A 25,310-nucleotide genomic window follows, 5' to 3' on the forward strand; every position below is an offset into this window, starting at 1 on the left:
GGCTGCCAGCAGGGCGACCGCGGGCCGGCCCACCGTCTCCGCGGCGCGGTAGCCGAGCAGCCGCTGGGCGTCGGTGGTCCAGCCGGTCACCGTGCCCTCGGCGTCGATCACCGCCAGGGCCGCACCGACCGGCTCGTCGTCACCGGGTCCCCGGCCGATCAGTACCTCGTCGGGATTGATCATCACACCGCCGCCGCGGCTGCCGCCCTGCCCTCACGACCTGCGCTCATGCCGTTGTCCTTCCTCCGCACCCGGTTCCGGCGGCAGACAGCCAACCTCTCACGCGCGATGCGGCATCGGCTCGCCGACACAGCGTCAGCGCTGAAGCTTGCACGGCATGGCGCAAGTCGACTACGGTTATGAGAGCACACTCTCACAAAGGAGTCGACCATGACCGACGTCTCGATCGTCGCCCCGAACGGCGGCGAGGTGATCGAACTGGGCCCGGCCCGGATACGCGTCCTGGAGGACGGCGGCACGACCGGACACCGCCTCGGGATCGGCGAGATCACGCTGGCCCCGCACAGCGCCGGCCCGCCCCAGCACCGGCACGCCGAACACGACGAGGGCTTCTACGTGGTGTCCGGCACCGCCCGCTTCACCGTCGGGCACACCGACCACGACGCGCCCAGCGGCACGCTGGTGATGGTGCCGCCCGGGGCCCCGCACACCTTCGCCAATCCCGGGCCCGAGCCGCTCGTCATGATCAACACCTTCACCCCGGATCTCTATGTGCGGTACTTCCAGGACCTGCGGGACACCTTCGCGGACGGCCGGGCGGTCACCGAGGAGGCCACCGCCGAGGTGATGGGCCGTTACGCCACCACACCGGCGACCGACTTCGCCTGACCCCCGGCGGCGCCGTGTGGCCAGCGGGCCGCGGGTGAAGCTAAGGTGATCCGCGCTGTTCGACCGAGCGGACCACCAGGGGGCCTCACACCGTATGAATGACTCTCCCGGGGTTTCGGGCACCGTACTGCCCGGGTACCCGGAGCCGTTGTGGATCCAGGCGGTCAATGTGATCCGCGGGGAGATCGACCGCGGTGTGCTGCGGCCGGGCGGGCGGCTGCCGCCCGAGCGCGAGCTGTGCCGGCAACTGGGCATCAGCCGGGTGACACTGCGCAAGGCGCTCGGCAGCCTGGTCGAGGCCGGCGTGCTGAGCCCCTCGCACGGGCGCGGCTGGTACGTCGCGAAGAGCACGCAGAAGAAGGAGTGGCCCAACAGCCTGGAGTCGTTCAGCGAGACCGCGGCCCGGATGGGGCTCGAACCGCATTCGACGGTGCTGCGGGCCGAGGCGACCCCGGCCACCATCGACGAGGCGGAGCAACTGGGCATCGCGCCGGGGACGTCGCTGTTCCGGCTGGAGCGGGTGCGGCTGCTGGAGGGCGTGCCGATAGCGCTCGACCTGACCCGCCTGCGGTCCGCGCTGGTACCGGGGATCGACAGCGTCGACTTCCGGGTCCGGTCGCTGTACTCGACGCTCTCCGCGGCCGGCATCGAACCGGTCCGCGCGGACAGCACCATCGAGGCCACCAAGGCCGACGAGCGGGTGGCCGGGCACCTCGACCTGGCAGCCGGCGACCCGGTGCTCGTCATGCGCCAAGTCGCCCTGAGCGCGCAGCAGGAGCCGCTGTTCGTGTCCACCATCCGGTACGCGGGCGACCGCTACCGGCTGCGGACCTCGTTCTCCCGGTCGCACGACTGACCCGGTCCGGCCGAGGCCGGGTCGGACCGGGCCCGCCGGCCGGGGTCAGAGCAGCAGCACGCCCTTGACGAAGTCCGGCCCGGCCTCGGTCATGGTGCGGAAGGCCTCGTCCACCTCGTCCAGTGCGAAGCGGTGGGTGATCAGCGGCGCGTAGCTGAAGCGCCGCTCGGCTATCAGGCCCAGCGCGTCGCGCATCGCGGCGACCACCCGGGTGCGGTCCGGGCAGAAGCCGTTGACGACGGTGACGGCCTTGTACCAGAGGTCCATGTCCATCATCGCGTCGCCGGTGTGGTGGTAGCCCACCACGCACAGCGTGCCGAACGGGCGGACGAGGCTGCCGGCCGTCTTCAGCCCGCCGGTCGCCCCGGTGGCCTCCAGCACGATCGCCAGCCGGGCGTCGGTGGCCCGGCCGGTGTCGGTGCGGTACTCCTCGGGCAGTTCGTCGGGGGCGAAGACCAGGTCGGCGCCGAGGGCGAGCGCGCGCCGGCGGCGGGCCGGGTCGGGGTCGACGCCGACCAGCAGGCCGGGCGCGTGCCGCTTGGCGAGCTGGACCAGTCCGAGCCCCATGAAGCCGAGCCCGACCACGGCCACCCGGTCGCCCGCGCGGATGCCGGTACGGGACAGGGCCTCCTCCAGGTCGGCGACCGGCTCGCCGATGGCGTGCGCCGGCTCGATACCGGCCGGCACCGGCAGGACGGCGTTGGCGTCCATCACCGCCAGGGTCGCGAATCCCTCGCCGCCCAGCCCGGTCACCAGGTCGCCCGGCTGCCAGCGCCCCGCGTCGCGGCCGGTCGCCGCGACCCGGCCCACCATCTCGTGGCCGAGCCGCAGCGGGGAGGCGGCCGCGTCATGGCTGAGCCACGCTCCGACGTCCGAGGTGCACACGCCGCTGGCCACCACCTCCACCAGTACCTGCCCGGCGCCCGGGACCGGGTCGTCCGCGGTGACGACTTCCGAGGTGCGCGGGCCGACCAGCTGACTGATCTTCATACGGGTCTCCTGTCCTAGTGGTGCGGGTCAGTGTAGTCATCTGGTTCTAAGTGGTAAGCCCTGGTGCGGTCGACCATTGGCTGGATCCGTCCATCCAGAATGTCCCTTTTTGCAGGAGAAGTACCTGATAGAAGGGCGAATTTCCGCCGCGTTACCTACCGCTCCACCTCTAGACAGGACCGCTGTTCGTATTAAGATGTCGGCAAGTGGTATGCATTTGGCACACCATCAGCTGGACCTGGGGAGGAGGAGACAGCCATGGAAGACGCAGCGGATACAGCCGGGGACGAACTCTCGGCGGTGGTCATCGGAGCGGGTTCACAGGGACGGGTCCACGCCCTGGGGTATCTCGCCGCCCCCGGGGTGGCCCTGACCGCGCTCGCGGACGTCGACCAGCGGTCCGCCGAGAGCCTGGCCGCGGAGCTGGAAGTGCCCGGCGTCCACCGCGACTACCGCGAACTGCTCGCGGCGGCGCGGCCGGACATCGTCAGCGTCTGCACCCCGCCCGCGCTCCACCCCGAGGTGGTGAAGGCGGCCGTCGCGGCCGGCGCCCGGGCGGTGCACTGCGAGAAGCCGATCGCCCTCAGCTACGGCGAGGCCCTGGAGATGGCGGCCACCGCCGCCGACGCCGGGGTGCAGCTCACCTTCAACCTCCAGCGCCGCTTCGACCCCGTGCAGCGCCAGGCCCGGGAGTGGATCGCGCAGGGCGAGATCGGCGACGTGGTGACCATCGAGGGCTACTGCCCGAATCTGTTCGACTGGGGCACCCACATCCTCGACCTCGTCCTGTTCCACCGGCAGGACGCCGCCCCGCAGTGGGTGCTGGGCCAGATCGACGCGTCCGTCGACCGCTATGTCTACGGCGTGTTCACCGAAACCGCCTCGCTGACCCAGATCGGGTGGGCGGACGGGGTGCGGGCGGTCGTCTCCACCGGGCGCGAGCCGCACACCTCCGTGCTCAACCTGGAGAACGACCTCGGACTGATCGTCCAGGGCACCCGGGGACGGGCCGATCTGCGCGGCGCCCGCGGCCTGCTGCGCCGCTTCGGCAAGGACGACCTGGTGCACACCTCGCCGTTCGACACCGACGTCCGCCACTGGGACCGCGGCGTGGACCCGGCGATCACGGCCGGCACCGCCGAGGCGATCCGCGACCTCGTCGCGTCGCTGCGGACCGGCCGGCGGCCGGCCCTGCACGCCGAGTACGGGCTGCGCGGCGCCGAACTGGTCTTCGCCACCTATGAGAGCAGCCGGTCCCGGCGGCGGGTGCCGCTGCCCCTGGACCGGCTGGACAACGCCCTGATCAGCGGGCGAGCGGAGGGCTACTGGAGCCCTACCGGCGAACTGCGCTCCACTTACTGAATCGAGCCGCCGCATGCGGATATCCCCAGCCCCGCCATGTCCCCGATGCCCCGTACCCCTTCGCCCACGCCCCCGTCGGCGGGTCCACCGCGCTCGCCGTGATCAGCGGCGACGACGTCCACGAGGACCTGTTCACCGCGGCCTCCACGCTGCAGAGCGAGCTGACCGGTGAGGGCTTCGCGACCCGCACGAGCCTGGGGACCGCTCCCCTGGACGGCGCGGCCGAGGCGGACGTGATCGTCCTCTACACCGCGCTGGGCCGCTTCACCGCCCAGCAGCGCGCGGGGCTGGCCCGGGCGGTCCGCGACGGCTGCGGCCTGGTCGCCCTGCACTCCACCACGGTGCTCGCCTCGCCGCCCGACCAGTTGGACGAGGCGGACCGGCTGCTCGCCGAGCTGATCGGCAGCCGCTACGTGTCCCACGGACCGCCGCCGCACGAGAGCCGGTTCGAGGTGCGGACGGACGCCGGGCACGAGGTGACGGCGGACATCGCGCCCTTCGAGGTGACCCACGAGCACTACCGGCTCGCCACCGCCCCCGACGTGCGGGTCATCGCCTGGCGCGAGACCGAGGCCGGCCCCGAGCCGCTGGTGCACGTACGCCGGTACGGAAACGGCCGGGTCTGCTACATCCAGCTGGGCCACGACATGCGGATCTGGGGGGAGCCCGCCGTGCGCCGGCTCGTCCGACGCGCGGCCCGCTGGGCCTGTCGTCCCGATCGTGAAGGGGAGTGACCCGTGCGCACACTTCTGCGGAAGGTCGCCTTCTACCTGCTCACCGCCTGGGCGGCGATCAGCCTCAACTTCCTGATCCCGAGGATCATGCCGGGCAATCCGGCCGACAACCTGATCAACCAGTTCCACGGGAAGCTCAGCCCGGCCGCGGTGCACGCGCTGCGGGTGCTGTTCGGCCAGTCGAACCAGAACCTCTGGCAGCAGTACGTCAGTTACTGGCACAGCGTGTTCACCGGCAACTTCGGCATCTCCTACGCCTACTACCCGTCGAAGGTCAGCACCGTCCTCGGGCAGAGCATGTACTGGACGCTGATCCTGGTCACCCTGTGCACCGTGCTGGGCTTCGTGATCGGCACCGGACTGGGCATGCTGGCCGGCTGGAAACGCGGCTCCTGGCTGGACTCGACGCTGGTGCCGATCACCACCTTCCTGTCGTCCATCCCGTACTTCTGGTTCGCGATCATCATCGTCTACGTCTTCGCGATCACCCTGAAGTGGTTCCCGCTGTCCGGCGGTTACGCCATCGACCAGACCATCGGGTTCAACAGCGGGTTCATCGGCAGCGCGATCAACTACGCCCTGCTACCGGCCGCCACCATCACCGTCGCCTCCATCGGCGGCTGGCTGATCGGCATGCGCAACATGATGGTGACCACGCTCAGCGAGGACTACGTCCGGCTCGCCGAGGCCAAGGGCCTGTCCAAGCGCCGGGTGATGTACACCTACGCCGCGCGCAACGCGATGCTGCCCTCCTTGTCGGGCTTCGCGATGTCGCTGGGCTTCGTTGTCGGCGGCTCCATCGTCACCGAAGTGGTCTTCAACTACCCGGGCATCGGGTCCGTCCTGTTCAAAGCCGCCCAGGCCGCCGACTACCCGCTGATGTCGGCGATCTTCCTGCTCATCACCGTGCTGGTGCTGATCGCCAACCTGGTCGCGGACATCGCGTACGTGTTCCTCGACCCGAGGACAAGGGAGAGCTGATCCATGGCCCTGCAAGCCACCGCCCTCGCCGAGCCGGACACGGTCCCGGAGACCTCCGAGGGGCCCGCTCGCCTCTGGTTGCGCCTGCTGCGCTCCCCGCTGACCCTCACCGGTCTGGTGATCACCCTCGTCTTCATCGTGCTGGCCGTGATCGCCCCGTGGATCTCGCCGTACGACCCCTCCGCCGTCAGCGACACCGCGCTGGCCGCGCCGTCCGGCTCGCACTGGCTGGGCACCACGCAGAACGGCCAGGACATCTTGTCCCAGATGCTGTACGGGGCCCGGGCCTCGATGCTGGTCGGCCTCGGCGCCGCCGTGCTGACCACGGTGCTGTCGGTGCTGGTCGGCGTCACGGCCGGCTATGTGGGCGGGATCGGCGACGAGGTGCTGTCGCTGCTGGCCAACGTCTTCCTGGTGCTGCCCAGCCTGCCGCTGACCATCATCCTGGCCGCCTACCTGCCGCACAGCGGCTCGCTGGGCATCATCCTCGTCATCACCGTCACCGGCTGGGCGTGGGGCGCCCGGGTGCTGCGGGCGCAGACCCTGTCGCTGCGCAAACGGGACTTCGTGGAAGCGGCCCGGGCCACCGGCGAGACGACCTGGCGGATCATCCTCAAGGACATCCTGCCGAACCAGGTCGCGGTCATCGCCGCGTCGTTCCTGGGCACCGTCATCTTCGCCATCCTCACCCAGGCCAGCCTGGCGTTCCTCGGCCTGGCCGACGTCACCCAGTGGTCGTGGGGGACGATCCTGTACTGGGCGCAGACCGGCAGCGCGCTGCTGACCGGGGCCTGGTGGTGGTTCGTACCGGCCGGTCTGGCGATCGCCGTGCTCGGCACCGCGCTGTCGCTGGTGAACTTCGGCATCGACGAGTTCATCAACCCGCGGCTGCGGCAGGCCGGCATCGGCACCAAGAAGGCCCAGCGCGCCCAGGTCTCCGCGCGCCGGCCGCGGGCGCCGAGGAAGCGCGGCCCGGTGGCCGAACGCCCGGCGAGCGCGCCGTTCACCCCCGGCAGCACCGACGTCATCCTCGACGTGCGCCACCTCAAGGTGGACTACGTCGGCGGCGGCGGGCGCACCCCGGCGGTCAGCGACGTGTCGTTCACCCTGCGGCGCGGCGAGGTGCTGGGCATCGCCGGCGAGTCCGGTTCGGGCAAGTCGACGCTGGCCTACGCCATCACCCGGCTGCACAAGCCGCCGGCCGAGATCTCGCAGGGCCAGGTGCTCTACACCCGGCCGGACGGCAGCACGGTGGACGTGCTCTCCCTGGACGAGCACGAGCTGCGCGCCTTCCGCTGGGAGGAGTTGTCCATCGTCTTCCAGTCGGCGATGCACGCGCTCAACCCGATCCTGCGGATCGGCGCCCAGATCGAGGACGTCATCGTCGCCCACCGGCCGGCGATGAACGGCCAGCAGCGCGCCGCCCGGGTGATCGAACTGCTGGGCATCGTCGGCATCCCCGCCGACCGGGCCAACTCCTATCCGCACGAACTGTCCGGCGGCATGCGGCAGCGCGCGATGATCGCCGTCGGCCTGGCCCTGGATCCCGAGATCATCGTGATGGACGAGCCGACCACCGCGCTCGACGTGGTGATCCAGCGGCAGATCATCGAGAAGATCATGGAGCTGAAGGACCGGCTGGGCTTCTCGGTGGTGTTCATCACCCACGACCTGTCGCTGCTGATCGAGCTGTCGGACACCATCGCGGTGATGTACGGCGGCAAGATCGTGGAGCAGGCGTCGGCCGACGACTTCTACCGCAGGCCGCAGCATCCCTACAGCCGCGGGCTGCTGGCCTCCTTCCCCACCCTGGGCGGGGCCAAGCGGGAGCTGACCGGCATCGTCGGCTCGCCGCCCGACCTGCGCAAGCTCCCCAGCGGCTGCTCCTTCCGGCCGCGCTGCCCGCTGGCCTTCGACGCGTGCGCGGACACGGTGCCGCCGCTCTTCCAGATCCAGGGGCCCGGCGGCGGACTCTCGCAGGCGGCCTGCCTGCTGCACGACCCGGCCGGCCGGGCCGCCGGGAACAGCACCGACGAACTGGCGACAGGTGAGACCCGATGAGTGACCAGACGACGGGCCGGACGGCCGCCGGGGACGAACCGGTGCTGCAGGCCGTGCACGTGACCAAGCACTTCGCGGTACGCGGCGGCCTGCCCCGGCGCGGCGGGGCCAAGCGGGTGGTGCACGCGGTGGAGGACGTGTCGCTGGACCTGTACGCGGGCCGCATCACCGCGCTGGTCGGCGAGTCCGGTTCCGGCAAGTCGACGCTGGCCCGGCTGCTCGCCCAGCTCCACCCGCTCACCGGCGGCGAGATACGGCTGCACGGCAAGCCGGTGCGGGCCCTGCGCGGCAAGGCGTTCCGGGAGCACGTGCGCACCGTCCAGCTGATCCTGCAGGACCCGTTCTCGTCCTTCAACCCGGTCGCGTCCATCGCCGGGACGCTGCGCCGGGCGGTCGCCCTGCACCACCCGGGCAAGAGCGCCAAGGAGCGCGGCGCCGTCATCGACGACCTGCTGACGCAGATCAACCTGGTGCCGCCGCGGCAGTTCACCGAGAAGTACCCGCACGAACTGTCCGGCGGGCAGTTGCAGCGGCTGTCCATCGCCCGCGCGCTGGCCGCCGACCCCGAGGTGTTCCTCGCCGACGAGCCGGTCTCCAGCCTCGACGTCTCCATCCGGCTGGGCATCCTCAACCTGCTGCGCCACCTGACCGAGGACCGCAACGCGGCGATGCTCTACGTCACCCACGACATCGCCTCCGCCCGCTACTTCGCGGCCGACACGGCGGTGATGTACGCCGGGCAGGTGGTGGAGCAGGGGCCGTCGGAGGCGGTCACCCAGCAGGCCGCGCACCCGTACACCCAGCTGCTGATCGCCTCGGCGCCCGACCCGTCGCGGGCCGGCGCCGACCGGGTGCGGGACATCGGGCAGCCGCCCAGCCTCATCGACCCGCCGGCCGGCTGCCGGTTCCACCCGCGCTGCCCGTTCGCCATGGCGCGGTGCGCGGCCGACGCCCCGCCTCCGTTCGAGATCTCCGCCGGCCACACCGCCCGGTGCTGGCTGTACGCCGACGACCCGGAGGCCCGCGCCAAGCGGGCGGACAACGCCGAGGCCGTCGCGGGCCTGACCGCCCCCGCGTCCTGACCCGGCCCGCCGGAGGCCTTCCGGCGGCGCCCGACTCCCTTCTCCCGCTCTCCTCCCCCGCTGTCCCTACTCACAAGGAGCAGACGACGTGACAACTTCGAAGTCGCCGATCGCGTCAGGCATGACGAGACGCGGCGTTCTCGCCACCGCCCTGGCCGGCGCGGGCACTCTCGCCCTCTACGGCTGCGGCCCGGGCTCGGGCGGCTCGGCCGGCGGCGCCGGGACCCTCACGGTGGCCGGCCAGTCCGACAACCTGACCAAGGTGTTCAACCCGTTCCTGGCCAACACCGCGCAGGGCCTGACCTACACCCCCCAGGGGTCGGGCGGCTTCATCTACGAGCCGCTGGTGCAGATCAACACCGTCGACATCGGGCACGACATCCCGTGGCTCGCCAAGGCGTGGCGCTGGTCGGACGGCAACAAGACGCTCACCTTGGACCTGCAGTCGGGGGTGAAGTGGACCGACGGCCAGCCGTTCTCCGCCGACGACGTGGTGTTCACCTACACCATGCTGAAGAAGAACGCCGGGCTGAACCTGCTGGGCGTGGAGTTCACCGGCGTCACCGCCCCCAGCCCCACCCAGGTGGTCTTCACCTTCCCGGCCCCGTCCGAGCAGTTCTTCACCAACATCGTGTCCGCCCCGATCGTGTCGCAGCACATATGGTCCAAGGTCAAGGACCCGACGAAGTACACCGACGACAACCCGGTCGGCACCGGCCCGTTCAAGCTCAGCCAGTTCTCCGCGCAGAGCTTCCTGCTGATCCGCAACGAGGACTACTGGCAGCCGAAGGCGCAGATCAAGGCACTGCGGTTCGTGGCCTACAAGGACAACGAGAGCATGACCAACGCGCTCGTCCAGGGCCAGGCGGACTGGGGCGGCACGTACATCGCCAACGCCGACAAGACGTACCTCAGCCGCAGCAAGAACAACAACTACTGGGCCCCGCTGGCGGGCACCGACGGCCTGATCCCCAACCTGGAGCGCTGGCCGCTGAGCGACCTGGCGGTCCGGCAGGCCATCAGCCTGGGGGTGAACCGCAAGCAGGTCGGCGCGGCCACCGACTCGCCGCCCGCCACCAGCGTCGTCGGTCTGCCGATGCCCGCCTACACCGCGTCGGTGGCGCCGCAGTACCAGGGCGTCGACTTCACCCAGGACGTGGCGAAGGCCAAGCAGACCCTGGAGGCGGCCGGCTACACCAAGGGCGGCGACGGCTACTACCAGAAGGGCGGCAAGCGGGTCCAGTTCTCGATCAGCTTCCCGTCGGCGTACACCGACATCGCCGCCCGGGTGCAGGTGCTGGTCTCGCAGCTCAAGGACATCGGCATCAAGCTCACCGTCGACACCACCACCGTCAACGACATCAACACGCTGACGGCCAAGGGCGACTTCGACTCGACGATGGGCTACCCGGTCAACTCCGCGCCGCGCGCCTTCTCGTACTACAACGACACGATCAACCCGAACCTCTACTACCCGATCGGCAAGGCCACGCCGACCTTCCAGAACATCGAGCGCTTCCAGAACGCGGAGGCGGCGCAGCTGTTCAAGGAGTATCCGACGGCCACCACCGACGCCCAGCGGCAGCAGATCATCGACGGCATCGAGAAGATCTTCGTCGACAACCTGCCGTGGATCCCGATGTTCTACTGGGGCAGCTACGGCAACTGGAGCACCGCGAAGGCCACCGGATTCCCCACGCCGCAGAACCCCTACTTCAGTCCGGTGCCCAACCCCGTCGTCGCGCTGCGGCTGAAGCCGGTCTGAGCGCCCGGGCGCCGGGCGCCCCCCGATCCAGCCCCCTGTTGTACGCCCCCCTGCGAGGAGAGCCATGTCCTACCTCTCGACGCCGAGAGCCATGGTCGTCGTGAACGGCGACGACATCCACCACGATCTGCTCAGCGCCGCCGGAGTCTTCCAGCAGCTGGGCGTCGAGGCCGGGTTCGCCACCCGGAAGGCGATGGGAACCAGCCGCTTCGTCGATCCGCGGCCCGAGACGGCCGAGGCGGACGTCTACCTCTTCTACACCGCGGGCGGCCACTTCGCGACCGACCAGCAGCAGGCGCTGGCCGACGCGGTACGGGCCGGCAAGGGGCTGGTCGGGGTGCACGGCGCCAACATCCTGGGCTGGCGGGGCGACGGCCTGGACCCCGCCGACCGCCCGCTGTTCGAACTGCTCGGCAACCGCTACCTCTCGCACGGCCCCGGCCACCACGAGGGGCGGCACACCATCGAGATCGTCGCCGACCACCCGATCACCAGCGGGGTGAGCGACTTCGACCTCTTCGACGAGTACTACGAGTTCGAGCTGGCGGACGAGGAGGTGACGGTCCTGGCGCAGCGGCACCGGGCGGACGGCGCCGTCATCCCGGTGCTGTACGCCCGGGAGGTCGGTGCGGGGCGCGTGGTGTACCTGGCCCTCGGTCACGACATGCGGTCGTGGGGCGAGCCGCCGGTACGCCGGCTGGTCCGCCAGGCCCTGCTGTGGGCGGCCGGCCGTGACTGACGCGACCGGTCCGGCGAGTGCCGGCCCTTCGGGGCCGGCGGAAGGAGCGACCATGGCAGCCGGCATCGGCGTCATGATGTACACCGTGCTCGACCAGGCGCGGGCCGACCTGGAGGGCACGCTGGCCCGGCTGGCGGCCATGGGCTACCTGGGCATCGAGACCTACGGCCTGGTCGAGCACTTCGGGCCGGCCCGGGTCCGGGACGCCGTCGCCGGCGCCGGACTCACCCTGACCAGCGCGCACACCCCGTTCCCGGCCGGGCCCGACGCGGAGGAACTGCTCGACCGCAATGAGGAGCTGGGCGCCGGCATCCTGGTGTGGAGCATGGAGCGCGAGGAGTTCGACTCGCCGGACGCGATCCGGCGGGGCGTCGAGCGGGTCAACGAGGCCGCCGAGCGCGCCGCCGCCCGGGGCATGCGCATCGCCTACCACAACCACTACGCCGAGTTCTCGCAGCGCTTCGCCGGCCGGCAGGCGTACGACCTGCTGCTGGAGCTGCTGGACGACCGGGTGCTGGTCGAACTCGACGCCTACTGGGCGCAGATGGGCGGCGCCGACCCGGCCGAGGTGCTGGCGCGGCTCGGCGACCGGGTGCGCCTGGTGCACGTCAAGGACGGTCCCGCGGTGAGCTACGAGGACGACGTGATGGTGCCGATCGGGGAGGGCCGGATCGACTGGGCCCGCACCCTGGCCACGCCGTCGGGGCTGCGCTGGCACATCGTCGAGCTGGAGCGGCTGCACATCGACACCTTCGAGGCGCTGCGGCGCTCCTACGACCACCTGGTCGGCCGCGGGCTGTCCCGCGGTGCGCACGTCCCGGCGCCGATCGAGGAGCGGGCATGAGGGTGCTGTTCCTCGGCGGTGCCGGGATGATCGGTTCGGCGGCGGCGGCCGAGGCCGCCGCCCGGGGCGCGGAGGTCACCGTGGTGACGCGCTCCGAGCCCGGCAGGCCGCCGGCCGAGGGGGTACGGGCGCTGCGCGCCGACGTGCGCGACCCGGCGGCGCTCGGGGCGGTGCTCGGCGGCGCGGAGTTCGACGCGGTGGTCAACTGGGTCGGCTTCACGCCCGACGACGTGCGCTCCCACCCGGAGCTGTTCACCGGCCGGGCCGGGCAGTACGTCTTCATCAGCACCTGCTCGGTCTTCGGCCGGCCGGTGCCGCAGCTGCCGATCACCGAGTCCAGTCCGCGCCGCCAGCCGGTCTTCGGCTACCCGCGCGACAAGATCGCCTGCGAGCTGCTGCTGGAGGACGCCCACCGCACGGGCGACTTCCCGCTGACGATCGTGCGGCCCTCGCACGTCTACGACCGCACGGTGATCCCGGTCCTCGCCGGGTGGACCGCGATCGAGCGGATGCGCGCGGGCCGGCCGGTGGTGGTGCACGGTGACGGCACCTCGCTGTGGTCCCTGATGCACGCGCGGGACTTCGCGCGGGCCCTGGTGCCTTTGCTGGGCCCGGGCCACGCGGTGGGCGAGAGCGTCAATGTGGTCAGTGGCGACATCCTCACCTGGGACCAGATCCATCTGACGCTGGCCGCCGCGGCCGGGGTGCGCGACCCGCTGCTGCGGCACCGGGCCAGCGAGTCGATCGCCGAGCACGTACCGGGCTGGGCGGAGGTGCTGGAGCACGACTTCCGGCACTCGATGCTGTTCGACACCAGCAAACTGCGGTCCCTGGTACCGGGTTTCGCCCCCGAGGTGTCCTTCGCCGAGGGCGCCCGGGAGTCGCTGGCCCACTACGACGCCCATCCGGAGCTCCGGACGGTCGACCACGAGCTGTCCCGCGCTTTCGACGCCCTGCTGGCGGACTGATGCCGGCCGGGCGCGGCCGGCGCGATCGGGATCCGGCGTGGTCTTTACCAAGCGTACCGATGCAATACCACTACAACACCACTTTGCTATCATGAGAGTCCGGACCGGGCCGTGCCCGGTTCCGGCCGCAGCGGGACGAGAGAAGAGGAACGCGTGATCGGCGTCGGTCTCATAGGTTCGGGGTTCATCGGCGACACCTACGCGGACGCGCTCCAGGACGTACGGAACGCGGAGCTGGTCGCCGCCTGCTCGCGCGACCTGGCACGCGCCGAGGCGCTGGCCGCCAAGTGGGCGCCGGACGCCCGCGCCTACCAGGACATGGCGGCGCTGTGCGCCGATCCGGCCGTCGACCTGGTGGTGGTCGCCGTCCCCAACGAGGCGCACCTGGCGGCGGTTCGGGCCGTCGCGGCGGCCGGCAAGGGCGTGGTGTGCACCAAGCCGCTGGCCCGGACCGGCGCCGAGGCGGCGCAGATCCTGCGGGTGGTCCGCGAGGCCGGCGTCTGGCACGGCTACGCCGAGAGCTCGGTCTTCTCGCCCAACATCGCCAAGGCGCACGAGATGGTCAGCGCCGGCGCGATCGGCGAACTGCTCACCCTGCGGGCCCGTGAGGCCCACTCGGGCCCGCACGCCCCGCACTTCTGGGACGCGGAGACGGCCGGCGGCGGCGCGCTGCTCGACATGGGCTGCCACACCGTGGAGTCGGCCCGCCACTTCTTCGGCAAGGACAACCCGATCACCGAGGTGTTCGCCTGGGGGGCCACCTTGGCCCATGCCGAGCGGACCACCGGTGAGGACACCGCGATCGCGCTGCTGAAGTTCGCCGGCGGCCAGCTGGCCACCGTCGAGTCGTCCTGGATCGAGAAGGGCGGCATGCAGCTGCGGCACGAACTCGTCGGCAGCGCCGGCCGCCTGGTGACCGACACCTCGGCGACACCGGTGTGGGGCTTCATCGAGCACCCGGCCGGCTACCTGGTCGAGAAGGCCGACGCCGACACCGGCTGGGTCTACCCGGTGCCGGAGGAAGCCCGCGCCTACGGGTTCAGCCAGCAGATGCGGCACTTCGTGGACTGCTTCGCCCGCGGCGTCACCCCCCGCGAGACGTTCGAGGACGGCGTGGTCGTCAACCAGGTACTGGACGCCTGCTACACGTCCATGCGCTCGGGCACCTGGGAAAGGGTCCAGGTCCCGGCATGAGCACCGATCACATCAGCGCCGACCGCCCCGGTCTGGCCGCACCGCCGCCGGGCCTGACCGGTGCCTACCCGGAACCGCTGTGGATGCAGGCCAAGGCCGCGCTGCAGACCCGGATCGCGGTCGGCGAGGTCAAGCCCGGCTCCCGGCTGCCGCCCGAGCGGGAACTGTGCCAGATGCTCGGCATCTCCCGGGTCACCCTGCGCAAGGCGCTCACCGCACTGGTCGACGAAGGCGTCCTGCGCGCCGCCCAGGGCCGCGGCTGGTACGTCGCCGCCCCCGAGCGCAAGGAGTGGCCCAACACCCTGGAGTCGTTCTCCGAAACGGCCCGGCGGATGGGCCTGGTGGCCACCTCCGTGGTGCTGCGCCGCGAGGCCGGCCCGGCCACCTTCGACGAGGCCGAGGCGTTCCAGATCGCCCCGGGCACCGCGCTGTACCGCCTGGAGCGGGTCCGCATGCTGGACGGGGTGCCGATCGCCGTCGACCAGTCGCTCGTCCCCGCCGACATCGCCGTCGGCTTCGACGCGGTCGACTTCACCACCCGCTCGCTCTACGACACCATGTCCGACCTCGGCTTCGAACTCGCCCAGGCCGAGACCACCATCGAGGCGCGCCCCGCCGACGCGGCGCTCGCCGGCCACCTCGCCATCGCGGCCGGCACCCCCGTCCTCGAAATGCGGCAGATCGTCCGCGACCGTGCCCAGCGCCCGCTGCTCTCCTCGGCGATCCGCTACGCCGGCGACCGCTACCGCCTGCGCACCTCCTTCATGCGGAACGCGGGCGCATGAGTCCGCACCGTCCCTCCCCCGGCAGAAGCGGAGCCCCCATGACCACAGCAACCAGCGACTCCGGCCGGGCCGGCGCGTACGGCACGCCGGCCCTGGCCCGCGCCCTGGCCTCCCCGCGCCCCGACGAGATCACCGCGTGCCGGGCGCTGCTGCGGCGCGACGGCCTGCTCGGGCCGGACACCCATGTCGCCTACTTCGGCCTGGCCGAGCAGGACAAGCGCGAACTGCTGGCCGGCGCGATCGCGCCCCGGCGCTTCCGCGTCATGCTGATCGACCTGCGCACCGGCCGGTCGCACGACGCCGTCGTCTGCCCCGGCGAGGACCGCGTGGTCACCGCACGGGAGCTCGATGTCGCCACCGACGGCCATGTCCCGGTGGTGCTGGCCGAATTCCCGCTCGTCGAGGAGATCGTGCACCGCGACGAGCGCTGGCTGGCCGCCATGCGCAAGCGCGGCCTGACCGACCTCAGCCGGCTGCGCGTCAACCCGCTGTCGGCCGGCGTGGCCGGCGAGCACGAGTCGGGCCGCCGCCTGCAGCGCTGCTTCACCTTCGTGCAGAAGACCCCGGACGACCTCGGCTGGGCGCACCCGGTGGACGGCGTGACCGTGGTGGTGGACGTGGTGACGCGCGAGGTGCTCGACGTCATCGACTACACGGACCTGCCGGTGCCCGACGAGGACGGCAACTTCCACGACCCGGCCTGGGTCGGCCCGACCCGCGCCGGACTGAAGCCGATCGAGATCACCCAGCCGCAGGGCCCCAGCTTCACCATCGACGAAGACGGCGTGATCAGCTGGCTCGGCTGGCAGCTGCAGGTCGGCTTCGACCAGCGCGAAGGCCTGGTGCTGCACAACATCAGCATCGACGACGGCGGCCGGCAGCGCCCGGTGGTCTACCGCGCCTCCCTGGCCGAGATGATGGTCCCCTACGGCGACCCGAGCCCGCAGCGCTGGTTCCAGAACTTCTTCGACTGCGGCGAGTACCTGCTCGGCGGCTTCGCCAACTCCCTCGAACTCGGCTGCGACTGCGTCGGCGACATCACCTACCTCGACGCGGTGCTCGCCGACAGCGCGGGCGAGGTCCGCGTCATACCCCAGGCCATCTGCGTCCACGAGGAGGACACCGGCATCCTCTGGAAGCACTACGACAACTGGAACGGCTCCTCGCAGTCCCGCCGCAACCGGCGCCTGGTCGTCTCCTTCTTCGTCACCGTCGGCAACTACGACTACGGCTTCTACTGGTACTTCTCGCTGGACGGCGCCATCGAGCTGGAGGTCAAGGCGACCGGTGTCGTCTTCACCTCCGCCTACCCCGGCCCCGGCTACCCGTTCGCCTCCGAACTCGCCCCCGGCCTCGGCGCCCCCTACCACCAGCACCTGTTCAGCGCCCGGCTGGACATGTCCGTCGACGGCGGCGGCAACGCCGTGGACGAGGTGGAGTCGGCGGCCGTACCGCGCGGACCGGACAACCCCACCGGCACCGGATTCACCCAGACGGTCACCCGGCTGCGGACCGAGTCCGGCGCCCAGCGGCTGGCCGACAACACCCGCAACCGCTCCTGGCTGGTGGTGAACCCCTCGGTCACCAACCGGTTCGGCAACCCGGTGGGCTACATGCTGCACCCCGAGGGCAAGCCGGTGCTGCTGGCCGACGCGGACTCCGACATCCACCGCCGGGCCGCCTACGCCACCCGGCACCTGTGGGTCACGCCCTACGCGCCGGACGAGAACTACCCGGCCGGCGACCTGGTCAACATGCACAACGGCGGCGCCGGACTGCCCGAGTGGACCGCCGCCGACCGCGACGTCGACAACGCCGACATCGTGCTGTGGCACACCTTCGGGCTCACCCACTTCCCGCGCCCCGAGGACTGGCCGGTGATGCCGGTCGACTCGGCGGGCTTCGTCCTCAAGCCCTACGGCTTCTTCGACCGCAACCCGACGCTGGACATCCCGGCGTCCACCGGCGACCACTGCCACCCCGGCGCACAGCACGAGCAGCACGAGCAGCACGAACACCACGACGGGCATCACGGGCACCACGACCACGGAAAGGCCGGCGCATGACGACCGGACACCCGCTGGGCATCCAGCTCTACAGCGTGCGCGACGACATCGCACCCGCCGACCTCGGCCGCACCCTCGCGCGCCTGGCGGCCCTCGGCTTCACCCACGCCGAACCGTACGACATCCTCACCGACACCGCGGGACTCGGCGCCGCGCTGCGAAGCGCCGGCCTGCGCGCGGACACCGCGCACGCCTCCGTGCTGCGGCACGACGAGACCGCCCTGCTCGACGCCGCCGAGGCCCTCGGCGTCCGCACCGTCATCACCCCGTACGTCGACCCGGGCGGCATCGCCGACCGGGACGGGGTCGAACGCCTCGCCGCCGCCCTCAACGGCGCCGCCCAGCGGGCCGCCGCCCGCGGCATCCGGATCGGCTACCACAACCACGACTTCGAGTTCGCCCAGGCCGTGGACGGCGTCCCGGCCTACGAGCTGCTGGTCCGTCTGCTCGACCCCGCCGTCGTCCTGGAAGTCGACGTGTACTGGGCCGGCGTCGGCGGCGCCGACGTCTTCGAGCTGCTCCCCCGGCTCGGCGAGCGGCTGCGGCTGCTGCACGTCGTCCACGAGCGGGAGCCGGGCAACGACCGCCCGGTGCTCGGCGTGGACACCGCCGGCCGGATGAGCGAGGTACTCGCCCTGACCGCCGCCACCGTCGAACTGCCCGTGGTCGAGGTCGTCGCCCACCACAGCGACGTATGGCCGCTGGTCGAACGCAACGCCGCCTACTTCCTCGGGCAGGTGAACGCGTGAGCGCCCCCACCCGGGTCGCCGTCGTGGGCGCCGGCGACATCTCCGGCCAGTACCTCACCGCCCTCACCGCCTACCCCGACCTGGCCGTCACCGCGGTCGCCGACCTGGTGCCCGAGCGGGCCCGCGCGCAGGCCGAGGCCCACGGTGTCGCGGGCTGGGGCAGCACCGCCGACGTCCTGGCGCGCGACGACGTCGACCTCGTGGTCAATCTGACCGTCCCGGCCGCCCACGCCGAGGTCGCGCTGGCCGCGATCGCGGCCGGCAAGCACGTCTGGGGCGAGAAGCCGCTCGCGCTGGACCGGGCGAGCGCCCGCGCCGTCCTGGACGCGGCCGACGCGGCCGGCGTGGTGGTGGGCAACGCGCCCGACACCGTGCTCGGCCCCGGCATCCAGACCTCCCACCGGCTGCTGGCCGAGGGCGCGATCGGCGCGCCCCGGACCGTACTGACCCTCATGCAGGGGCCCGGGCCCGATGTGTGGCACCCGCGGCCGCAGTTCCTGTTCGCCAAGGGGGCCGGCCCGCTGTTCGACATCGGCCCGTACTACCTCACCGCGCTGGTGCAGCTGCTCGGCCCGGTCACATCGGTGAGCGCCCGCGGCCAGATCCCGCGCGCGGAGCGGACCATCGGCTCCGGACCGGACGCCGGCACGGTCTTCCCCGTCGAGGTGCCCACCCACGTCAGCGTGGTGACCGAGTTCGCCTCCGGGGTGGTGGGCACCTCGGTGTACAGCTTCGACTCCGCGCTGCGCCGCCAGCTGTTCGAAGTCAGCGGCGCCGACGGTGTGCTGGAGGTGCCGGTCAGCGGATTCGACGGCCCCAGCAGGCTGTTGACCGGCACCGCCCCCGACTCCCCGTGGCGCACCGTGCCCGCGGCCGGTGTGCCGAGCGGTCGCGGGGTCGGCGTACTGGAGCTGGCCCGCGCCGTGCGGGCCGGCCGACCGCCGCGCGCGAGCGGCGAGTTGGCCTACCACGTGCTCGACATCATGCTCAGTGTCGAGGAGTCGATCGACCTCGGAGGGCCGGTACGGGTGGAGAGCACCACCGCGCCCGTCCTCCCGATCCCGCCGCACTGGGATCCGACCGCACGCACATACGACGGAACGGAACAGACATGAGCGAGGGCTACCTGGCCTACGCCGCGGCCCGCAGCACGCAGGCCGAGGAACTGGGGGCCGCGATCGCCCGGCTGAGCGGATCGGTGGGGTCGCTGGCCGCGGCCGGCCGGCTGTCGGGACCCGGCCCGGTCTTCGTCGGCATCGGCGCCAGCCTGGCCGCGGCGTGCGCCCCCGTCTGGTCGCTGCGCAGCCGGGGCATCCACTCCTGGCGGCTCGGCGCGGGCGACCACCCGCTGCCGTTCCCCGTCAGCCGCCACCCGGTGTTCGGCGTCTCGCAGAGCGGCCGGAGCGCGGAGACCCTCGCCGTCCTGGAGTCGGTCGACCCCGCGCTGCGGCACGCGGTGGTCAACATGATCCCCTCGCCGATCGCCGAGGCCGCCACCGGCCTGCTCGACCTGGGCAGCATCCCGGACAGCTACGCCTCGACGATCGGCTTCACCGCGACCGTCGCCGCGCTGGGCATGCTCGCCGACGCCTGGGACGGCGGCACGGTGGACGGCGGCTGGGCCGGCCTCGGTGCCGCCTTCGCCACCGCGGAGAAGGAACTGACCGAGCAGGTGCGGGCGTTGGCGCCGCTGTTCGCCTCCGCCGGCTCGGCCGACTTCGTCGGCGCCGGGCCGGCGGTCGGCTCCGCGGAAGCCGGCGCCCTGCTCTTCCGCGAGGTCGCCCGCATCCCGTCGACCGCCATGAGCACCCGGCAGTACCTGCACGGCGCGATGGAGTCGGCCGGCGGCGGGGTGCATGTCGTCTTCGGTGACGCCCGCGAGCACGCGGTGGCCGGCACCCTGGCGGCGGCCGGCCACCCGGTGATCCTGGTGACCGGCGAACCCGTCGAGGACGGCCCGCTGCTGCACCCGGTGCGGGTGCCCCGGATGCCGGCCGCGCAGCGCGCCGTCATCGAGATCCTGGTGGCGCAGATCCTGGTCGAGGCGGTCGCCGAGGTCCGCGGCGTCCAGGTCGAGGAGTTCGTGTTCCACAACTCCGACATCAAGGTCACCGCGGAACGGCCCGCGGTATGAGGGTGCTGGTGGGTGCCGACGTGGGCGGCACCAAGCTCGCCGTGCGGGTGGAGACGCCCGAGGGCGCGGTACGGGCCGATCTCGAGGTCCCGGCCGCCGGCTGGGAGGCCGCCCCGGTGCGGGAGGCGGCGCGCTGGCTGCTGGACCACCTGACCGCGGTCCTGCCGGCCGGGGACGAGATCGCGGCCGTCGGCGTCGGCGCGCAGGGCTGCGACACCCAGGAGCACTGCGCCCACCTGGCGGCGGCCCTGGCGGCGCTCGGTGTGCCGGCCACCGTGGTCAACGACGCGGCCCTGCTGGTGCCGGCCGCCGGGCTGGAGCGCGGCATCGGCGTCATCGCCGGTACCGGCTCCATCGCGGTCGGCGCCGACGCGGCCGGCACCGTGCTGTTCGCCGGCGGCTGGGGCTGGGTGCTCGGCGACGAGGGCAGCGCGCCGGCCATCGTGCGCGAGGCGGCGAAGGCGGCCCTGGGGGCGTACGACGCCGGGCGCGCCGACGACGGTCTGCTGTCCGCGCTGCTCGCGCACTACGGCGACCCCGATCCGCAGACGCTGGCCCGTACCGTCAACGACGAGCCCACCACGGCCAACTGGGGCCCGGCGGCCCCCGCCGTCTTCCGCGCGGCGGCGGCCGGTTCGGCGCTCGCCCTCGGCGTGGTGGACGAGGCCGCCGGCCGGCTGACGGCGCTCGTCGGCCAGCTCCGCTCCCGCGGGGCCCAGGGCGGCACCGTCGTGGCGGCCGGCGGCGTGCTGGTCGGCCAGCCGCTGCTCGCCGACCGCCTGCGCAGCCGACTGGCGGCCACGCATCCCGAGCTGACGCTCCACGTCCTGGAGGTCGCCCCCGTCACCGGCGCGGTCACCCTGGCCCGCACCCGCCACGCCACCCTGTGACGACGGACCCGGCCCCCGCGCTGCCGCGGCCCGACCCCGGGACCACCCGCCGCCCCGCGGGGCGCTGAGGGCCCCCGGCGCGCCTGTGGCGCGGCGCCGTGCGTCCTCACCACCCGGCCGGCCAGGGGTGCCTCCCGGAGGCCCGGGCTAGTTCCCCATCAGGTCGTTCTCGACGGCGGGGGCGACCCGGGTGAACCAGGACGCCGCCTCGTCGGCGCCGAGCAGCCGGTCGAGGTGGAGGGCCGGGGTCATGGCTTCGAAGACGCGGCCGATGCCGAAGCCGAGCACGCCGCCCGGCGGATGCAGGACCAGGACGCGGACGCCGTCCAGCGGCTGGATGTCGGCGGGCTTGCCCTCGGGGGCGACATAGCGGCCGTGGCCGTCGAAGAGGCGGAACCGGCGGACGGCGGGGTTGTCCGGGCCCAGGTGCGGGTGGGCGCCGGTCGCCGCCTCGACCCAGGACCGGTCGGGGCGCTCACCGGCGACCAGGCCCTGGCCGGGGTCGCCGATGAGCCGGTCGGCGAGCAGGATGTGCAGCTGGTAGTTGTCCCCGACGCCGCTCATCGTGAGGGCGTACCCGCGGCGCGTGGCGGGATCGAGGACGATCAGCGGCTCGTCGTCGAGCACGGCAGCCAGTTCGCCGACGCGGAGAGCGAACCGCGACCGGTCGGCGACCGCTGCCGCGTACCGGCGCAGGTCGGCCTTGACGTCGGCGGGCACCGCCGCCCGGAAGCTCCGGCTGCCCAGCAGGGTGATCATCGCCATGAGCCAGTCGTCCATGTCGAACCAGGACATCGCGATGCGGGCCATGTCCCGTTCGTCCGGGCGGCCGTGCGGCTCGGCCAGTGGGGTGAGGGCCGCCAGCAGCTGCTGGGTACTGGCGCTTTCCGGCGCCGGCAGCGGCCGGCCCGGCGCCGCCTCGGCCCACCGCCGCGGAACGCTCGCATTGAGCATCATCGCCTCGGCGGCCCGGCGCGGCAGCCCCTCGGCCAGCGCGGCCGGGGAGCCGCCCCACTCCACCAGCGCGCCGGCCAGGACGGCTGTCTTGGCGAAGTCGCCAGCCAGGCCCGGCAGCAGCGGCGCGAGCGCCTCGACCGCGGCGGTCAGCTCCGCCGGGCCCCCGGCGCGGGCGGTGTCCGCCAGCTGGGACATCGCCTGCCGGTAGGCGCGGGGCGAACCGGACTCCATCTGCGCGACGAGCTCGTCAACGAGCCCGGGGATCTGCGAGGACACCTGATCACGCTATCAGCGGCCCCCGTCCCCGTCGGGCGCGTGCGTCTCGCGCAGCCGCCCCTCGGACAATCGCAGCCAGCGGTTCACCCCGATCTCCGCGAGGAACCGCTCGTCGTGGCTGACCACCACGAAGGCGCCTTCGTAGGCGTTGAGCGCGCCCTCCAGACGCCCGACGCTCACCAGGTCGAGGTTGTTGGTCGGCTCGTCGAGCAGCAGGAGCTGCGGCGCGGGCTCGGCGCACAGGACGCAGGCCAAGGTGGCGCGCAGCCGCTCGCCGCCGGACAGCACGCCGACCGGCAGGTGCGCGCGGGCGCCGCGGAACAGGAAGCGGGCCAGCAGATTCATCCGCTCCGGCTCCGGCGTCGCGGGCGCGAAGGCCGCCAGGTTCTCGGCCACCGTCCGGCCGGGGTCCAGCAGGTCCAGGCGCTGGGACAGGTAGGCGACCCGGCCCTCGGCCCGCCGGGTGCCGCCGCCGGCCGGTTCCAGCTCGCCGCCGACCATCCGCAGCAAGGTGGACTTGCCGGCTCCGTTGGGACCGGTCAGCGCGATGCGTTCGGGCCCGCGGATCGCCAGGTCCGCGCCCTGGCCGGCGAACAGGGCGCGGCCGCCCCGGCTGATCCGCAGCCGCTCGCCGAGGAAGACGGTGCGGCCGGCCGGGACGTGCGTCCCGGGCAGTTCCAGCGCGATCTGCTGCTCGTCGCGTACGGCCCGGCCGGCCGCGTCGAGCCGTGCCTCGGCCTGGCTGACCCGCGCCGCGTGGGTCTCGCTCGCCTTTCCGGCCGACTCCTGGGCGCCCCGCTTCATGGTGCCGGCGAAGATCTTCGGCAGGCCGGCGTCCTTGAGGTTGCGCGCGGCGTTGCTCGCCCTGCGGGCGGCGCGCTCCCGGGCCTGCTGCATCTCCCGCTTCTCCCGCTTGACCTCCTGCTCGGCGCTGCGGACGTTCTTGGCGGCCACGTCCCGCGCCGCCCGTACCGCCTCCTGGTAGGCGCTGAAGTTCCCGCCGTAGGACCGCAGGTCGCCCCGGTCGAGTTCGGCGATGCGGTCCATCCGGTCCAGCAGGGCCCGGTCGTGGCTGACCAGCAGCAGGCAGCCGGTCCAGTCCTCGATGGCGCCGTGGAGTGTGCGGCGGGCGTCCAGGTCGAGGTTGTTGGTCGGCTCGTCCAGCAGCAGGACGTCGGGCTGTTTCAGCAGCTGCGCCGCCAGGCCGAGGGAGACGGCCTGGCCGCCGCTGAGGGTGTCCAGCCGCCGGGTCAGCCGGAGGTCGGCCAGGCCGAGCCGGTCCAGCTGGGCGCGGGTGCGCTCCTCGATGTCCCAGTCGTCGCCGATGGCGGCGAAGTGCTCCTCGCCGGTGTCGCCGGACTCGATGGCGTCCAGTGCGCTGATGACCGGGGCGATGCCCAGGACCTCCGCGACCATCAGGTCCCCGGCCAGCGGCAGGCTCTGCGGGAGGTAGCCGGCCGGCCCCCGGACGGACACCGAGCCGCCGCCGGGCCGGTACTCGCCGGCGATCAGCTTGAGCAGGGTGCTCTTGCCGGCGCCGTTCGGCGCGACCAGGCCGGTGCGGCCGGCGCCCACGGTGAAGGAGAGGTCCTGGAAGACCGGGGTGCCGTCCGGCCAGGAGAAGGAGAGGTTCGAGCAGACGATGAACGCGTCGGACATGCGGAGGCCCTCGGGTGTGGGGCCGGGCACGCCGAAGCGGCCGCCCGGCGGGATGCGGGGAAGGGGGTACGACGAGACGGCCACCGCGGCGGCGCTGCCGATGCGCCTGCCGGTGGCCGGTCACCTGCCGGAATCACCCGGAGATGTCGTCGTCACCCGCCATGTCCCGCACCCCTGTCCTGCTGTGGTCCGTGCCCTGCCGTGCCGCTCGTCGCGCGGAGCTCCGTGATCACGCGCGATCCGTCCAGGATAGGAGATCTACTCCGCGCGGCGCGAGCGGGAATCGCCCGCGTTCCGGCGCCTGCGCCACAGCACCAGCGGCGCCGCGCCGGCCAGTCCGACGGCGCCCGGGGCGACGGCGGACACGGCGGAGGCGCTGTTGATGCCCGACTGGCCGAAGGTGGCGGGCACCGGCAGGGTCGCCCAGCGGGTGACGGGCCAGGCGACGACCACCGCGCGGCCGACGACATCGCCGACCGGGACGAAGCCGCCGTTCTTGTCCTGCTGGTGGTAGCGCGAGTCGAGCGAGTCCTGGCGGTGGTCGCCCATCACCCAGATCTTTCCCTTGGGCACGGTGACGTCGAACTGCCCGCCCTGGTTGCCGCCGGGATCGACGCTGCAGGGGGTGTTGCCGGGGTAGACATACGGCTCCGCCAGCGGTTTGCCGTTCACCTCGACCGGCCCGGTGCCCTCGCACCGGACGGTGTCACCGCCGACCGCGATCACCCGTTTGATCAGGTCCCGCTCGCTGGCGGACGGCATCAGCCCGACGAAGCTGAGCGCCTTCTGCACCGGGTTGGCGTGCGGGGCCTGCTCGTCACCGAGCCAGTTGTCCGGGTCGTGGAAGACGACCACCTCGCCGCGCTCGGGCTGTGATCCGAACCACGGGGTCAGTTTGTCGACCAGCACCCGGTCGCCGACCTGCAGGGTGTTCTGCATCGATCCGGAGGGGATGGAGAACGCCTGCACCAGGAAGGTCTTGACGAGCAGGGCGAGCACCAGGGCGATCAGGACCAGGATCGGCAGTCCTTCCACAAGGCGCGCTGCTTGCCGGGTCTGCCGTCCGGCACGTCTGCCGCCTCCTCGCCCTCGGCCCGCGCCGTCCCGTCCGTCCCGACCCCTGAATCCTTCACGCACGTTCCCTTGCTCGCGTCGTCGCCGGCTCGCGGGGCCGCGGCGGCCCCACTCCTACCAACGAACGAGAGTTCCGGACGGACCGGCCCGCCCCTCCGTCATCCGGTCGGCACCCCTGGTCAGCGTCCCGCCGGGCCCGGGGCGGACCGGATCCTGTGAAGTCGGGGCGGCGAAAAACTGATCATCTTCTGCTCCCATTAATGCCGTCTTCGCCGGGATGCCGGACACGTTCCGT

General features: G+C 72.5%; 22 protein-coding genes and 2 pseudogenes. 19 read left to right on the forward strand and 5 right to left on the reverse strand.

Features of this window, described 5'->3' with window-relative positions; all coding sequences use genetic code 11:
• On the reverse strand, positions 1–183 hold a 183-nt coding region (locus GA0115240_RS12655; protein WP_141708815.1), incomplete at its 3' end, for a PAS domain-containing protein.
• A 207-nt stretch (positions 184–390) separates the two neighbouring features.
• Here GA0115240_RS12655 and GA0115240_RS12660 point away from each other — a divergent pair.
• Positions 391–849 (forward strand): cupin domain-containing protein, encoded by a 459-nt coding sequence (locus tag GA0115240_RS12660; RefSeq protein ID WP_093736781.1) that lies wholly within the window; start codon positions 391–393, stop codon positions 847–849.
• Between the two features lie 94 nt (positions 850–943).
• Positions 944–1,705 (forward strand): GntR family transcriptional regulator, encoded by a 762-nt coding sequence (locus tag GA0115240_RS12665; protein WP_093736782.1) that lies wholly within the window; start codon positions 944–946, stop codon positions 1,703–1,705.
• Positions 1,706–1,750: 45 nt separating this feature from the next.
• Here the strand turns inward: GA0115240_RS12665 and GA0115240_RS12670 are convergent, their stop codons facing one another.
• The gene (locus GA0115240_RS12670) at positions 1,751–2,695 is read right to left on the reverse strand and encodes a zinc-dependent alcohol dehydrogenase (RefSeq protein ID WP_093736783.1); all 945 of its coding nucleotides are present in this window, start codon (positions 2,693–2,695) and stop codon (positions 1,751–1,753) included.
• 258 nt (positions 2,696–2,953) lie between these two features.
• Here GA0115240_RS12670 and GA0115240_RS12675 point away from each other — a divergent pair, with 258 nt between their 5' ends.
• From GA0115240_RS12675 to GA0115240_RS12750, 17 genes and pseudogenes are all read left to right on the forward strand, one after another.
• Positions 2,954–4,057, forward strand: a complete 1,104-nt coding sequence (locus tag GA0115240_RS12675) for a Gfo/Idh/MocA family protein (RefSeq protein WP_093736784.1) — start codon at positions 2,954–2,956, stop codon at positions 4,055–4,057.
• Positions 4,058–4,155: 98 nt separating this feature from the next.
• Complete coding sequence (locus GA0115240_RS12680) at positions 4,156–4,791, forward strand: ThuA domain-containing protein (RefSeq protein ID WP_161302180.1); 636 nt, start codon at positions 4,156–4,158, stop codon at positions 4,789–4,791.
• Between the two features lie 3 nt (positions 4,792–4,794).
• Entirely contained in the window at positions 4,795–5,772 is a 978-nt protein-coding gene (locus GA0115240_RS12685) for an ABC transporter permease (protein WP_093736786.1), read from the forward strand.
• Positions 5,773–5,775: 3 nt separating this feature from the next.
• Positions 5,776–6,696 (forward strand): annotated as a pseudogene (locus tag GA0115240_RS38045) (ABC transporter permease); the annotation flags it as partial.
• 51 nt (positions 6,697–6,747) lie between these two features.
• Positions 6,748–7,833: an ABC transporter ATP-binding protein gene (locus tag GA0115240_RS38050; RefSeq protein ID WP_256069790.1), complete on the forward strand. Its 1,086-nt coding sequence runs from the start codon at positions 6,748–6,750 to the stop codon at positions 7,831–7,833.
• The gene (locus tag GA0115240_RS12695; protein ID WP_093736788.1) at positions 7,830–8,915 is read left to right on the forward strand and encodes an ABC transporter ATP-binding protein; all 1,086 of its coding nucleotides are present in this window, start codon (positions 7,830–7,832) and stop codon (positions 8,913–8,915) included. Before GA0115240_RS38050 ends, GA0115240_RS12695 begins: the two co-directional genes overlap by 4 nt.
• Before the next feature lie 88 nt (positions 8,916–9,003).
• A complete protein-coding gene (locus tag GA0115240_RS12700; RefSeq protein ID WP_202451302.1) occupies positions 9,004–10,680 on the forward strand; it encodes an ABC transporter substrate-binding protein in 1,677 nt (558 codons plus the stop codon).
• 64 nt (positions 10,681–10,744) lie between these two features.
• Entirely contained in the window at positions 10,745–11,419 is a 675-nt protein-coding gene (locus tag GA0115240_RS12705; RefSeq protein WP_093736790.1) for a ThuA domain-containing protein, read from the forward strand.
• Between the two features lie 52 nt (positions 11,420–11,471).
• On the forward strand, positions 11,472–12,263 hold the full coding sequence (locus GA0115240_RS12710) for a sugar phosphate isomerase/epimerase family protein (RefSeq protein ID WP_202451303.1): 792 nt from the start codon (positions 11,472–11,474) through the stop codon (positions 12,261–12,263).
• Positions 12,260–13,231 carry an NAD-dependent epimerase/dehydratase family protein gene (locus GA0115240_RS12715; protein WP_093736791.1) on the forward strand — a complete coding sequence of 324 codons (972 nt, stop codon included), beginning with the start codon at positions 12,260–12,262 and terminating at the stop codon, positions 13,229–13,231. Before GA0115240_RS12710 ends, GA0115240_RS12715 begins: the two co-directional genes overlap by 4 nt.
• Positions 13,232–13,384: 153 nt before the next feature.
• Positions 13,385–14,425, forward strand: coding sequence for a Gfo/Idh/MocA family protein (locus tag GA0115240_RS12720; protein ID WP_093736792.1), 1,041 nt, complete (start codon positions 13,385–13,387; stop codon positions 14,423–14,425).
• The gene (locus GA0115240_RS12725) at positions 14,422–15,210 is read left to right on the forward strand and encodes a GntR family transcriptional regulator (RefSeq protein WP_093736793.1); all 789 of its coding nucleotides are present in this window, start codon (positions 14,422–14,424) and stop codon (positions 15,208–15,210) included. Before GA0115240_RS12720 ends, GA0115240_RS12725 begins: the two co-directional genes overlap by 4 nt.
• A 38-nt stretch (positions 15,211–15,248) precedes the next feature.
• The gene (locus GA0115240_RS12730) at positions 15,249–17,276 is read left to right on the forward strand and encodes a primary-amine oxidase (protein ID WP_093736794.1); all 2,028 of its coding nucleotides are present in this window, start codon (positions 15,249–15,251) and stop codon (positions 17,274–17,276) included.
• A complete protein-coding gene (locus GA0115240_RS12735) occupies positions 17,273–18,025 on the forward strand; it encodes a sugar phosphate isomerase/epimerase family protein (RefSeq protein ID WP_093736795.1) in 753 nt (250 codons plus the stop codon). The genes GA0115240_RS12730 and GA0115240_RS12735 overlap by 4 nt, the downstream gene beginning before the upstream one ends.
• Complete coding sequence (locus tag GA0115240_RS12740) at positions 18,022–19,140, forward strand: Gfo/Idh/MocA family protein (protein ID WP_256069787.1); 1,119 nt, start codon at positions 18,022–18,024, stop codon at positions 19,138–19,140. Before GA0115240_RS12735 ends, GA0115240_RS12740 begins: the two co-directional genes overlap by 4 nt.
• Positions 19,137–20,159 (forward strand): SIS domain-containing protein, encoded by a 1,023-nt coding sequence (locus GA0115240_RS12745; protein WP_093736797.1) that lies wholly within the window; start codon positions 19,137–19,139, stop codon positions 20,157–20,159. The genes GA0115240_RS12740 and GA0115240_RS12745 overlap by 4 nt, the downstream gene beginning before the upstream one ends.
• Positions 20,160–20,167: 8 nt before the next feature.
• Entirely contained in the window at positions 20,168–21,049 is an 882-nt protein-coding gene (locus GA0115240_RS12750) for a BadF/BadG/BcrA/BcrD ATPase family protein (RefSeq protein WP_202451304.1), read from the forward strand.
• A gap of 147 nt (positions 21,050–21,196) precedes the next feature.
• Here GA0115240_RS12750 and GA0115240_RS12755 read toward each other — a convergent pair whose 3' ends face one another.
• The 3 genes and pseudogenes from GA0115240_RS12755 to lepB all read right to left on the reverse strand — a co-directional run bounded on the left by GA0115240_RS12755 (position 21,197) and on the right by lepB (position 25,074).
• Entirely contained in the window at positions 21,197–22,282 is a 1,086-nt protein-coding gene (locus GA0115240_RS12755; protein WP_093736799.1) for a hypothetical protein, read from the reverse strand.
• A gap of 12 nt (positions 22,283–22,294) precedes the next feature.
• Positions 22,295–23,941 carry an ABC-F family ATP-binding cassette domain-containing protein gene (locus GA0115240_RS12760; RefSeq protein ID WP_093736800.1) on the reverse strand — a complete coding sequence of 549 codons (1,647 nt, stop codon included), beginning with the start codon at positions 23,939–23,941 and terminating at the stop codon, positions 22,295–22,297.
• 258 nt (positions 23,942–24,199) lie between these two features.
• Positions 24,200–25,074, reverse strand: a pseudogene (gene lepB, locus GA0115240_RS12765) (signal peptidase I).
• Between the last annotated feature and the right edge of the window lie 236 nt (positions 25,075–25,310).

This window comes from Streptomyces sp. DvalAA-14, assembly GCF_900091855.1.
Lineage (GTDB): Bacteria > Actinomycetota > Actinomycetes > Streptomycetales > Streptomycetaceae > Actinacidiphila.